The following is a 12,555-nucleotide window of genomic DNA, read 5'->3' as shown; positions in this document are numbered from 1 at the left end:
GGTAAATCATGTGTAGGATAGGTGGGAGGCAGTGAAGCGGTGTCGCTAGGCATCGCAGAGCCAACGTTGAAATACCACCCTTGATTTACTTAGAGCCTAATCCGGAAACGGAGACATTGTTTGGTGGGTAGTTTGACTGGGGTGGTCGCCTCCAAAAGAGTATCGGAGGCTTTCAAAGGTACCCTCAGTACGCTTGGTAACCGTACATTAGAGTGCAATAGCAGAAGGGTGCTTGACTGTGAGACCAACAAGTCGATCAGGTGCGAAAGCAGGATATAGTGATCCGGTGGTTTCCAAATGGAAGGGCCATCGCTCAAAGGATAAAAGGTACGCCGGGGATAACAGGCTGATCTCCCCCAAGAGCTCACATCGACGGGGAGGTTTGGCACCTCGATGTCGGCTCGTCACATCCTGGGGCTGGAGAAGGTCCCAAGGGTTCGGCTGTTCGCCGATTAAAGTGGCACGCGAGCTGGGTTCAGAACGTCGTGAGACAGTTCGGTCCCTATCTGTTGTGGGCGTAAGAGAATTGAAGAGGCGCTGACCTTAGTACGAGAGGACCGGGTTGGACAGGCCGCTGGTGTATCTGTTGTGGTGCCAACTGCAGTGCAGAGTAGCTATGCCTGGAGCAGATAAGCGCTGAAAGCATCTAAGTGCGAAACTGACCTCAAGATGAGTTCTCTTTATAAGGGTCGTTTGAGACTAAAACGTGGATAGGTGGCAGGTACAAGAGTTGAAAGACTTTCAGCCGAGCCATACTAATTACCCAAACACTTCTTTACCAATGTAGATTACCTATGCTTTCTTTGCTCCAAGTACTTATACTTGCTTTATGACTTACTGTTTTCTCCCCTCTTGTTAATAACATCATTAAGAAATAGTCAGGATTACACTGCTAGAAAAGCAGGACAAAGCTGACAAAAGCCTAATGGTGAGTAAGCACAGGTGTTCACCTCTTCCCATTCCGAACAGAGAAGTTAAGCCCTTGTCGCGCCGATGGTACTGCCTTCACCGGTGGGAGAGTAGGTTCTCGCCAACCCCATTTACTAATCCTCCATCAAAGCCTCCTCTTCTCAGATGAGGCTTTTTTGTTTGTGTGCTTTGGTATTTATTTTTCTATTTGAAGCCCCAATAATGTACTTAAATGGTATTGTAATTTGTCTTCTACTTCACGTAAATCTTGTTGTTTGCCTAATTCATGGCTCAGCGATGTGACTGATTTATCATTAATGCCACAGGGAATAATGTAGTCAAAATAGGATAAGTCGGTATTTATATTAAAAGCGAATCCATGCATAGTTACCCATCGGCTTGTTTTTACACCAATCGCACAAATTTTCCTGGCTTTATCAGATAGATGATCTATCCAAACTCCAGTTAACCCTGGAATACGTCCTGCTTCGATCGTATATTCAGCTAATGTCCGTATCACGGCTTCTTCTATAAAACGCAAGTATTGATGAATGTCAGCAAAAAAATTCTCAAGATCAAAAATGGGATATCCTACAATTTGCCCCGGCCCATGATAAGTGATATCGCCTCCCCGGCTAATAGGATAATAAGAAGCATTTAGCTGAGCTAATTTATCCTGGCTAATTAATAAATTACTTTCCTTGCCACTCTTTCCTAGAGTATAAACGTGCGGATGCTGGCAAAAAATTAAGTAATTTGGCGTAGGCTTTTGTAAGCTTTCAGGAATAGTTCGATTGGTAATTTTGAGTTGCACGATTTGGTTGAATAAATCTATTTGAGTATTCAATGCCTGTTCGTAATCAATAACTCCTAATTGTTGTACTTGTACTCTATTATTCAGAATATGATTCACAATTGTTTAAGAAAAGTCAGATTTTAATTTTGATAATTCTTGTTTATAGAGGCTTAACAAATAAATTTTAAACAAGGTTTTTTTCAAGTTATGCCTACTCTTTTGCTGGCAACACTTTTCCTCTGACTTCCCCAAAACCTATCTTAACACCATTATTTTGAGCAAATCCCCGCATAATTACCGAATCATAATCTTGTAAAAATTTTCTGGTTGAGCCATCATTCAGATACAAAGGTTTTGTACCCCTCCAGGTAAGTTCAAGCATCGATCCAAACTCTTCCGGAGTAGGTCCACTGATTGTACCTGAAGCAAATACATCTCCTATATTAATATTACATCCGTTTACTGTGTGATGTGCCAGTTGCTGGAAGATATTCCAATACAGATAACGGGAATTGGAGGTACAAATAATTTTTTCTGTACCTTTTTGTGGCTGAATTGCTACTTGCAGTTGAACATTGTAATTTTTTTCGCTGCTGTATTGCAGGTAAGGTAACACAGCTGGATCTTGAACCGGACCGCTTGTTTTGAATGGTTGAAGCGCATCAAGCGTAACTACCCAGGGAGAAATAGAAGAAGCAAAGTTTTTGCCCAGAAATGGTCCTAACGGTACATATTCCCAGGATTGAATATCTCGGGCGGACCAGTCATTGAACAAGACCATTCCAAAAATATAGTCTTCTGCTTGTTCAACAGGCACGTTTTCTCCTAACTTGGTATCTTTCCCTATAATAAATGCCATTTCCAGTTCAAAATCAAGTTGCTGAGTAGGTCCAAAAATAGGGGATGGAGCATCAGCAGGTTTGATTTGTCCTTTTGGCCGATGAAAGTCTGTGCCTGATACCACAATAGAAGAAGCCCTTCCATGATAGGCTACTGGTAAATGTTTCCAGTTAGGAAGCAGGGCATTGGCTGGATCACGGAACATCGAACCTACATTGCTGGCATGTTCCATAGAAGAATAAAAGTCAGTATAATCTCCAACTTTTACCGGCATTTGCATAGTAACATCCGTATCATAGAGGAGTATCTGTGATTTATGTGCGTAATTATCCCGAAGCTTTGGGTTATCATGTCTCAGTAACTCCGACAAATGTTGCCGTACCGCTTGCCAGACCGGTTTGTCCAAAGCTATAAAATCATTTAGGTATGGCTTACTAAATACAGTTCGATTAGAAAGATGCAGACTATCGAAATACCCTAATTCCTGCAATATTTGTAAATCCAATACATAGTTTCCTATGGCTACTCCTACCCGTGAAGATCCAATTTTAGGCTTAAAAATTCCAAATGGCAGGTTCTGAATAGGAAAATCACTATCAGCCGGAATAGCTACCCACGATTTTAAACTTGGATCATTAGCAGAAACCATAGTAAAGAAGGTAATTCAACACTAGAAAGAAGGAGTCTGGTTAATGTCTATTATAATATACATAATATCAACTAGTTTTAGCTTCTTGCCTGAAAGATGGAGTTAAGTAACAATAGCCACCTATACAGCTACTGGTGCTTTGATAGCTGGATGAGGGTTATAATCTACCAATGTAAAATCTTCATAAGTAAACTTAAAAATATCTTTTATGGCAGGATTCAATTTCATCTTTGGCAATGGCCTTGTCTCACGTGATAATTGCAATTGTACCTGTTCTAAATGATTTAAGTATAAATGTGTATCTCCACCAGTCCAGATGAATTCACCAGGCTGCAAATTGCAAATTTGTGCGACCATCATAGTAAGCAAGGCATACGAAGCAATATTAAAAGGAACGCCAAGAAATACATCGGCACTTCTCTGGTATAACTGACAGGAAAGTTTACCTTCTGCTACATAAAACTGAAAAAAAGCATGGCAGGGTGGAAGTTTCATCTGGTTAATATCTGCTACATTCCAGGCACTTACAATCAGGCGGCGTGAATCAGGATTTGTTTTTATTTGCTTAATTACCTGTGAAATCTGGTCGATGGTTTCTCCGGAAGGAGTTGCCCAGCTTCTCCATTGTTTCCCATATACCGGACCTAATTCTCCTTCTGCATTGGCCCATTCATCCCAGATCGATACGCCATTTTCTTTCAAATATTTAGTATTGGTTTCTCCTTTCAAAAACCAGAGCAGTTCGTGTATAATGGATTTTGTATGTACTTTTTTGGTTGTAACCAGTGGAAAGCCTTCTGATAAATCAAACCGCATCTGGTAACCAAACACACTGAGCGTACCTGTACCAGTACGGTCTTCCTTTTTTACTCCGGTTTCAAGAATATGGCGCAATAAATCCTGGTATTGTTTCATAGGTTTAGGGTACAGTTATGATAGTGAAATTAGGCGGTTATTGCCTTAACTACAAGCAATGGTTAGAAATTAATGCAAGAGTGTACTGGAAATTCTAAATAAGTCCGAAAACAAGCTTATTTCATCTTAACAATAGTCACGCCTGCGCCGCCCCGGTCGGCATGTTCGTCGGTGAAGGAATTTACCTGGGAATATTTTCTTAATTGTGTTCTTACTAAGTTTCTTAAAATACCATCGCCTTTGCCATGAACAATACGCACTTCATGCGTGCCTAGCATCAACGCATCATCAATAAAATCATCCAGTTCAGTTAAAGCCTCTTCTCCTCTTTTACCCCGCAGATCAAGCTGATAGCTGAAATTTGCCATCTTCTCATTAATGTCAATGCCCTGCATCCGGGGAATATTCAGATTTTCAGGTACAGAAGCCCTGTATTCTTTGCGGCTGATTTTTTCTAAACGGTTAAGTTTAATGTTAGACTTTAGCTCTCCAATTCGTATCTCTGCATCTTTTCCTTTTACAAAGAGAACTTCTCCAACGGCAGTTTGTCCTTTAATGCGCACTAAGTCTCCTACTTCAATTTCTCCATCCAGTACCTGAATTTCTTCCACTGGTTCCGCAACGATGTATTCGGGTTTTAAAGATTCATCAAAGCTCTGGAGTTCTTTCCGTAATTGCCTGGTTTCTTCCTTATCTGCTTTGTTTTCTTTAATTTCCCGGATGGTTTGCTCTATTTTCTGATTGGCTTCCCGAACCAGACGTTTGGCTTCTTCTTTGGCTTGATTTAAGAGCTTTTTCTTTTCTGTATCCAGATGCGATTTAAGTTCTGTATACTCTTTAAGTGTCTGGCTTAAATTTTTGTCTTTATTCGTTACCTCTTGATTCTTAACCAGGAATTTTTTCTTTTCTAACTCTAATTCCCGTAAGAGTTTATCGAAGTTGACTTGTTTATCGCCGACTTTCTCTTTTGCCTTGGCAATCACTTGTTGAGGCAAGCCAATTTTGTTGGCAATTTCAAAAGCGAAAGAACTGCCTGGTTTACCAATTTCCAGCTGATATAAGGGCTCTAAATGCTGTACATCAAAACGCATAGCGCCATTAGTTAAGCCTTCGGTATGCTCTGCAAAAAACTTCAGATTGGTATAATGCGTGTTAATTACCCCAAAGGCTCGTGATTCATTCAGCTTTTCGAGAATAGCTTCAGCAATAGCCCCGCCCAGGCTAGGTTCAGTACCGGTACCAAATTCATCGATCAGAAACAGGGAATGTTTATCAGCCAGTTTGAGGAATTGCTTCATATTGGTGAGGTGAGAGCTATAAGTGCTCAGATCATTCTCCAAGGACTGCTCATCTCCAATGTCAATAAAAATATCTTTAAATAAACCTATCTGGGAATGCTCGGCCATCGTAACCAGCAATCCGCTCTGATACATATACTGGGTTAAGCCTACAGTTTTTAAAGCAATGGACTTACCGCCAGCATTCGGACCGGAAATAATTAAGATACGCTGTTTGTGATCGAGTTTAATGTATAAAGGGATTACTGTTTTACCTTGTTTCTGGAATGATAAATATAGGAGCGGATGCCTTGTGTTTTCCCAGTTCATAAGCTGCTGTTTCACAAATACTGGATTAACCGCTTCTGTTCGGATGGCAAATTTTGCTTTGGCCCGGATAAAATCCATCAACCCCAGAAAAGTATAGGCTTTCCTCAGTTGTGGTACAAACGGACGTAGCTGGCTAGTAAGCTGCGTTAAAATCCGGACTACCTCTCTTCTTTCTTTATAACCTAATTCTGTTATTTCGTTGTTGATGTCGAATACTTCGGTGGGTTCCAGAAAAACCGTCTGGCCAGTAGCCGATTCATCGTGAACAAATCCCTTAATTTTCCGCTTATGCTCCGCATTCAATGGAATTACCATTCGTCCATTACGGATCGTTAGGGAAACATCTTCAGAAACATATCCCTGGCTTTTGGCAGATTTTAGCAAACTATCCAGCCGCTTGCGCAGATTGCTTTGTTCAGAAATAATTTGCCTGCGGATGGATTGAAGTTCCGGAGAAGCATCATCTTTCAGTTTGCCCCGGTTATCGAATACTTTATCCAAGGCTTTGAGCAGGGTAATGTCAACGTCTATACTCTTACTAAGTTCCCTTAAATGAGGATAATCTGTTGAATCCCGTTTTTCGAAAAATTGCAGACAGGCATAAATAGTTTGAAGCGAAAGCCGTACTTCAAAAAATTCTTCCTCTGACAAAAATGTGCCTTCTATGGCAGCTTTGGTCAGGTGTGGATTGGCATCAATATAATTACTGGCCGGAAAATCACCTTCATGCTGTAAAATCTGCTTGAATTCTGCTGTTTGGCCAATCAGCTTAGTAATTAGGTCAAAGTCGTTGGAAAACCGGAGTTTATCTACAAACGCCTGGCCAAGGGTACTGATGCATTCTGTTTTCAGCCATTCCCTGATTTTATCAAATCCAAGCTTTTGTTCAATGGTATTAGGATATAACATTTGTTTGTGTCTGTTAATGTTCTCTGGTTGAGGATTAGTATTTGGATTAGTTTCCCCACCAGAATTTTTTATTCAATTCGGCTGAAGCCTTCCCGCATGTTTAAGGTATCAACTACAGCTGTATAAATTTCGTCCATCACCTCCATGTGTTCCAGGTAGTAAGTATAACTCTGTTTGTATACAGTAGTATCTACTTTATATTTCTTAAAAACATCTTTTTCAAGCGACTTATAATATACCTGTATCGAATCATATGACCGGAGCTGTGAGCGGTTTGCTTTGGCTTCTGCAATATGGATGTCAGTAAGTATATTGATCATTTGCTCTTTCGAAAGCAGACCTTCAGGTTTATTGTCGGGTTCACCACAGGAAAGCAGGAACAAAAAGGAGATAATTACTATTTTTTTCACGGCACAAAATTAGTGTAAATCACAAGGTTTGTGCCGGAAAGTATACAGTATTTTAAGAATTTAAGTTCTGTTTAGCTTTTTATCCCGGCAGAATAGTATGCTTAGTATAAAAAAATCCTTCTTTATCAGTGTAATACATGATCGTACAAGAAATCTTACTTTTCATATATCTGTTCTTTCATAGAACATTTACGTAGAACTACTGTTATTCTTTACAAACAACCCACATTGATTAATTTATGAATATAAAAAACAAGAATTTTTATGAACTGTCGGCTACATCGCTGGCGGGAAAAGAAATTGCTATGGAACAATACCAGGGTAAAATAATCCTGGTGGTAAATACAGCCAGCAAATGTGGGTTAACTCCCCAATATGAAGGACTAGAGAAACTTTACCAAACATATAAAGATAGAGGACTGGTAGTTCTGGGATTTCCTTGCAACCAATTTGGTAATCAAGAGCCCGGTGACAAAAAAGAAATTGAAGAAGGTTGTCTGATAAATTATGGCGTGAGCTTTCCTATGTTTGATAAAGTTGAGGTAAATGGAGAGAATGCACATCCTATTTTCAAATTTCTCAAATCTAAGCTTAGAGGGATTCTGGGAAGCGATATCAAATGGAATTTCACCAAATTTCTTATTGATGCAGAAGGCAAACCCTATAAACGTTTTGCGCCTATTACCAAGCCAGAGAAAATAGCTCCCTATATTGAAAAATTACTTCATGTGGCTCAACCTATCAAGACCAGTCCGGTAAACGAAAAAGTATAAAGAGCCTGATTTACAAACAAAAAGAGTGGACGTATGCCCACTCTTTTTATATATTTATTTGTTATTTAGTTATTTTGCTAATTCGAAAGTAGCTACTACTTTATAGTTAGTTCCGTCATCGTCAGTTTCAGAGAAAGTACTGGTGAATGTAAATTCTTTCTCATCTAATTTCTCAACTTTAGCAGTTAATTTATCACCATCCATTGTAATAGTCATTGAACTTTCATTCAATATTTCATAGCTTCCAGAATCCAGACCATCATCTTTTGTGAAAGAAACGTAGGTCTTATTATTATTAAATTCAACATAATCGCCTGCCACTCCATTGTCTTCTTCTGTATCGAATAAATCTTCGTCTACGTATGTTCTAATTGTTGTTTTTTTGATATTCCATTTACCTACTACTTTTTCAGCTGTGGTTTTAGGCTTTGCACCTGGGGCATCATCTTTTTTACAAGCACTAAATACGGTTACAAAAGCTAAAGCAATTAAAAAGAATTGTACTCTAAAATTTTTCATTGTGTGTAGATTGTTAATTGGTTTGATAAATGATTAAAATATTAAAATGAGTTATATATTTTTGTTGATTAAATTGATTAGGCACAATATTTAAAAGCCTTTATCACAAGTATCTTCCTAATACATATGATATTTTATAATATTAAATTATCAGTAAACGTTAGTATTTATGTTTGAATAAGCTTTTTATTAAGATTGTAAAACTAGCTGCTGTTGTTATTTTGGGTTTTATGGGAGGTTTTTAAGAAAGTAACCGTCGGAAACTGAAAAAAAAGATTAAATGTAAAAAACAGGTATATCCGGTAAAATCACTGGATAAATGGTTGATAGGAATAGATAAGTGAAGAGTATGGTGCTAACTCTATGGCATTAACCAACAAAGTATTGCAGGCAGGTCATTAAAGTAAAAAACGGAAGAACGAGTTTACAATCCTGTATACAGGCGTATTGTCTGAGGCTTATCAATTTTGCCTGAAGGAGTTTCGAGGAAAGCGGGAATGTAAACTATTGAAGTAGGTTTTTCAAATCGGTTAGTGAGAACGGCTATAGAATGTAATAGCTGCGTTTCTGCCTCTTTTGAGAGGGCATTGCCTTCCATAAATATGGTAACTGTTTCACCCAGCTGGGCATGCGGTAAGGAGCCAATAAAAAATCGCCGGTTTATCTGGCTAACTAATAAAACCTGCTCAGTAATTCTTTCTATTCTCTCAGCCTGTATCTTAATGCCACCACTGTTAATCACATTATCTATACGTCCAAGCCAGTTGAAAGTAGTTGGGGAAAGTAGTTTTACCACATCATTGGTTACGATGGGTTGAGCACCTGTAAAGGGAGCCCTAATAACCAGGCACGCTCGTTCATCAGTTGTGATCTCTACACCAGGCAAAGTGGTATAATACTCTTTTTTCTCAACTCCATTAACTCTTTTTAGTGCAACATGCGACAGCGTTTCTGTCATGCCATAGGTTTGATATATAGGTGCCTCTATCTGTTGCAGTTGCTTCTCAAGTCCCTGGCTTACTGGTGCACCCCCAAGCAAAATAGCTTTTGCTTTATTTAATGTGGTGATACGGTCCGGCATATTTTCTAAAACAGCCTGTAGTTGCACAGGAACAAAAGATAAAAAATCAAAATACAGATGTGATGGCAATTCTTTCAAGGGAATCAGGCTAGGTGGTACAATCCATAGGTTCAACCCCAAAACCATTCCTCTTACTAACATCATCATGCCACCAATGTACTGCGTATTCAGATTGACCAGTGCTGAATCACCTGCTTGTAATTGCAGCATTTTTCCGGTAAGTAGAGCACTCTGGATCATCTGATCCCTGTTGAGATGGATTGATTTTGGTAGGCCGGTAGAGCCAGAGGTGTGAATAATAAATGTTGCAGAGCCCTTTAGCCAGTCCTGACAAAAATGCAAGGCTTGAAGTTCATCTGGGCTAATATCGGATGGAAAATCGTTACTCCCAATAGAAATAAATGAGACAAACCTATCATTCAGCCAGATTCCTTCCTTAGATGACGAATAGTTTTGAGAGCTCATACAGCATATACAAGTAGATCTATGACAAAGCTATAAAAGGCTACACAACAGTGAAATAACTTAAAATCTTTATTATTGAAGGCATTTTATAATTCCATTGGCAAAATTTTCGGCCATTTGCTCTACTGTATATTTACCTGCCGAAATTCTACAGCCTTCTACTAGTTTTTTTCTCTGGTCATCTGCTTGTAACAATTCTACTACAGCATTTGCATATGCTTGTACGTTATCTTCAGTAATAATGCCATTTATATTATGCTCTAGATATTCTATTTCCGGGCTATGATATGGATAGGTTGTAGTAATTGTAGGTGTTTGTAAAGCAAATGAATCTAATACAGCTAACCCCAGTAAACCAGGCATCAGAAATAAAGAAGATATTTTGAAATGTTTTACTTTTTCAATACCAAATTTAGGACCTACATAATGTATCCACTTCCGGCTTTGTGCCGCTTCTGTTACCAAATGCGCATCTGTACCGGAACCAACTACAACGATATGGAAGTTAGGTATTGATTTTTTTATTAAGTCGCAGGCTTCTATCAAAAAGCTGATTCGCTTCTCTTTATAAATACCTCCACAGAATATAGCTACCTGATCAGTTTCAGAAATACCTAATTCATTTCTGAGCTGCGTTAAACTTTCATCAGAAACAGTAGCATACTGTTTTAGCATGCCGGAGGTATCTACCGCGTTTTGTACACAGGTAATTTTATCTTGCGGAAAAGACTGTGAAACCAGAAAATCTTTTACTTGCTGAGTATAAGCAAACCACCAGTCACATTGATTGATGAAAAATTTTTTAAAAGAATTCCGGAAACTATCTTCCTGCGTTTGCCGGTTGCGGCCATGACCCCAATAGGCAATTTTCTGGTTGGTAAACTGTCTTCTGGCAATTAATAAATAGTTGATTAAGTTTTTATTGGCCTGTTCGATAATGACTAACTCTTTATCTTTGAGATAATCAAGTCCAGGCTGCCAGAATAGTTCTATTTTTCCCAGGTGAAATGTGCGAGTAGGAATATAGGTTGCCCAGCTAATTTCAACTTCATCTTTCTTTGCCGACTTCTCATCTTTTCCATAAAGAAGTGTAAGTTCTACTCCTTGAGCATCTAATTTTTGTTTGAGGCGGTTGAAAAAATCAGCACGATAGTGAGGCAGCAATCTTTGAATAATAAGTACTTTTTTCATGAAAGAATAGCTCCTGAATAGATAGGTTAACCCAATATTGAATGTTTAATGAATAATTATACAGAACTAACTAAAGCCCAGGTTTGAAAAGGAATGATTACTCAGTAAATTTTGTAATATACTACTTTATACTTTAAAATTTGAATGGCTGTACTTCTCATAATAAGTATTTATCAGACCTATCTTAATTGGCCAGACTTGAGTTTTAGCAAATTCATATCCCTTTTTCCCAAAGGCAATACGTTCAGCAGGATGTTGATACATATATTCTACAGCTGCAGCCAATTGAGTAAGTGTATCATCTGGATTTTCTGCTTCCGCTTTTATACCCACATCATCTGGTACTAGTGCTTTAATACCATGAATATTTAGCGTAATAATAGGAAGTCCGTAAGCCATTGCCTCCAGAAACTGCGAGGCAAAAGAATCTCTCAGGCTACAGAACATAAAAACATCATGTGTCTGATAGGCTTGTTTTACCTCTTCCCACGGTACTTGCCCTTTCCAATCTACTTTACCCTCCAGTTTGTATTCCTTAATCCATCCTGGTACAAATTCACTTAAGCGACCCCCACCTAAAATTGTGAGACGAAAAGGAACACCAGACTTTACTTTAGATAAAGCCTCTAAAACTAGGGAAAGCCCTTTTCTGGCAATCAGCCTGCCAACCCACAAAATACGAAGTATTTCAGATTTGGGAAGTTCGGGTGCAGCTACAGGTGCAAAGTTTTCTGGCAAGCTTGTATCTAAAAAATAGGATACATTGTTTGCGCCTAATTCTTTAACCATAACATACGTTTCTTGATTAGTTACGAGTACAATTTTGGCTTTTCGTACTGTTTTCCGCACATTGGGATTAATAGCAAGAAGGAGTTTGCTTATCCATTTGCGGGTTATTTCTTGCCTCCACCCATGTAAAAAGTATTTTTTAAAAGGAGTAAGCGCTGTTTGTCCTCCGCCTACCGGACCAAAAATTAAAGGTTTATTTAAACGCCACATAGCGGTGCCCAATTGCAGGCTTCCCCAGGTAACATGATGGATTACGTCAAAATCTATTTTTTTGTCTAGCTCTTTTGCTATTCTAGCAGCATTATTCTGCCATATAAGATATTTGAGATAAACACCTGGTTGGTACTTATACATGCGTTGCACCCAATCAGCTACATCAACATAAATGAAATGCAAATTGGGTACATGATGATTAGCTAAATATTGTTCAATATATTTTTTAGAGTTAATTACTGTTATGCACCAAACCTCATGCCCCAATAAAGTATTATAGTAAGCCCAGTTGTAACCATTTGCAGATTCACCACCCTTTGTAGGATTACAGGTATAAGCTGATATAAGAATCTTCATGTATATAATGTTGTATTGGCAGAATAATAACTAATTAAGTTATGCTCTGCTCTGGCTTTAATTTGGTAAGAACACACTTGGGACATAAACAAAATTCTGTGCTAATACGATTGCGATAAAAATATTCTAGCA

General features: G+C 38.6%; 10 protein-coding genes and 2 rRNA genes (1 of these 12 only partly in view). 3 read left to right on the top strand and 9 right to left on the bottom strand.

Annotated features, from left to right (window positions below):
• A 23S ribosomal RNA gene (locus GXP67_RS10975) occupies positions 1–779 on the top strand (it extends 2,081 nt beyond the left edge of the window).
• A 145-nt stretch (positions 780–924) separates the two neighbouring features.
• Positions 925–1,036: ribosomal RNA gene (gene rrf, locus GXP67_RS10970) — 5S ribosomal RNA — on the top strand.
• Positions 1,037–1,105: 69 nt separating this feature from the next.
• On the opposite strand, the gene lipB is transcribed toward rrf, so the two are convergent.
• From lipB to GXP67_RS10945, 5 genes are all read right to left on the bottom strand, one after another.
• Positions 1,106–1,822: a lipoyl(octanoyl) transferase LipB gene (lipB, locus tag GXP67_RS10965; RefSeq protein ID WP_162443175.1), complete on the bottom strand. Its 717-nt coding sequence runs from the start codon at positions 1,820–1,822 to the stop codon at positions 1,106–1,108.
• A 94-nt stretch (positions 1,823–1,916) separates the two neighbouring features.
• Entirely contained in the window at positions 1,917–3,194 is a 1,278-nt protein-coding gene (fahA, locus tag GXP67_RS10960) for a fumarylacetoacetase (protein ID WP_162443174.1), read from the bottom strand.
• A 120-nt stretch (positions 3,195–3,314) separates the two neighbouring features.
• Entirely contained in the window at positions 3,315–4,109 is a 795-nt protein-coding gene (locus GXP67_RS10955; RefSeq protein ID WP_162443173.1) for a thymidylate synthase, read from the bottom strand.
• Between the two features lie 116 nt (positions 4,110–4,225).
• Entirely contained in the window at positions 4,226–6,625 is a 2,400-nt protein-coding gene (locus GXP67_RS10950; protein WP_162443172.1) for an endonuclease MutS2, read from the bottom strand.
• 68 nt (positions 6,626–6,693) lie between these two features.
• On the bottom strand, positions 6,694–7,035 hold the full coding sequence (locus GXP67_RS10945; RefSeq protein WP_162443171.1) for a DUF4296 domain-containing protein: 342 nt from the start codon (positions 7,033–7,035) through the stop codon (positions 6,694–6,696).
• Between the two features lie 239 nt (positions 7,036–7,274).
• Here GXP67_RS10945 and GXP67_RS10940 point away from each other — a divergent pair, with 239 nt between their 5' ends.
• Complete coding sequence (locus GXP67_RS10940) at positions 7,275–7,808, top strand: glutathione peroxidase (protein WP_162443170.1); 534 nt, start codon at positions 7,275–7,277, stop codon at positions 7,806–7,808.
• Between the two features lie 69 nt (positions 7,809–7,877).
• Here the strand turns inward: GXP67_RS10940 and GXP67_RS10935 are convergent, their stop codons facing one another.
• The 4 genes from GXP67_RS10935 to GXP67_RS10920 all read right to left on the bottom strand — a co-directional run bounded on the left by GXP67_RS10935 (position 7,878) and on the right by GXP67_RS10920 (position 12,423).
• Complete coding sequence (locus tag GXP67_RS10935; RefSeq protein ID WP_162443169.1) at positions 7,878–8,327, bottom strand: hypothetical protein; 450 nt, start codon at positions 8,325–8,327, stop codon at positions 7,878–7,880.
• A gap of 424 nt (positions 8,328–8,751) precedes the next feature.
• On the bottom strand, positions 8,752–9,873 hold the full coding sequence (locus tag GXP67_RS10930; RefSeq protein ID WP_162443168.1) for an AMP-binding protein: 1,122 nt from the start codon (positions 9,871–9,873) through the stop codon (positions 8,752–8,754).
• A gap of 72 nt (positions 9,874–9,945) precedes the next feature.
• A complete protein-coding gene (locus GXP67_RS10925; RefSeq protein ID WP_162443167.1) occupies positions 9,946–11,064 on the bottom strand; it encodes a glycosyltransferase family 4 protein in 1,119 nt (372 codons plus the stop codon).
• A gap of 126 nt (positions 11,065–11,190) precedes the next feature.
• Positions 11,191–12,423: a glycosyltransferase family 4 protein gene (locus tag GXP67_RS10920; RefSeq protein WP_162443166.1), complete on the bottom strand. Its 1,233-nt coding sequence runs from the start codon at positions 12,421–12,423 to the stop codon at positions 11,191–11,193.
• Positions 12,424–12,555: the final 132 nt, after the last annotated feature.

This window comes from Rhodocytophaga rosea (genome assembly GCF_010119975.1).
GTDB classification, from domain to species: Bacteria; Bacteroidota; Bacteroidia; order Cytophagales; family 172606-1; genus Rhodocytophaga; species Rhodocytophaga rosea.
Note: the sequence above shows the minus strand (reverse complement) of the source record. Positions and strands in the feature narration are given on the sequence as shown.

Bases quoted from the DNA above. Each gene is read 5' to 3' on its own strand.
- fahA (WP_162443174.1), bottom strand. From the start codon at position 3,194: ATGGTTTCTGCTAATGATCCAAGTTTAAAATCGTGGGTAGCTATTCCG.
- GXP67_RS10955 (WP_162443173.1), bottom strand. From the start codon at position 4,109: ATGAAACAATACCAGGATTTATTGCGCCATATTCTTGAAACCGGAGTA.
- GXP67_RS10950 (WP_162443172.1), bottom strand. From the start codon at position 6,625: ATGTTATATCCTAATACCATTGAACAAAAGCTTGGATTTGATAAAATC.
- GXP67_RS10940 (WP_162443170.1), top strand. From the start codon at position 7,275: ATGAATATAAAAAACAAGAATTTTTATGAACTGTCGGCTACATCGCTG.
- GXP67_RS10935 (WP_162443169.1), bottom strand. From the start codon at position 8,327: ATGAAAAATTTTAGAGTACAATTCTTTTTAATTGCTTTAGCTTTTGTA.
- GXP67_RS10930 (WP_162443168.1), bottom strand. From the start codon at position 9,873: ATGAGCTCTCAAAACTATTCGTCATCTAAGGAAGGAATCTGGCTGAAT.
- GXP67_RS10925 (WP_162443167.1), bottom strand. From the start codon at position 11,064: ATGAAAAAAGTACTTATTATTCAAAGATTGCTGCCTCACTATCGTGCT.
- GXP67_RS10920 (WP_162443166.1), bottom strand. From the start codon at position 12,423: ATGAAGATTCTTATATCAGCTTATACCTGTAATCCTACAAAGGGTGGT.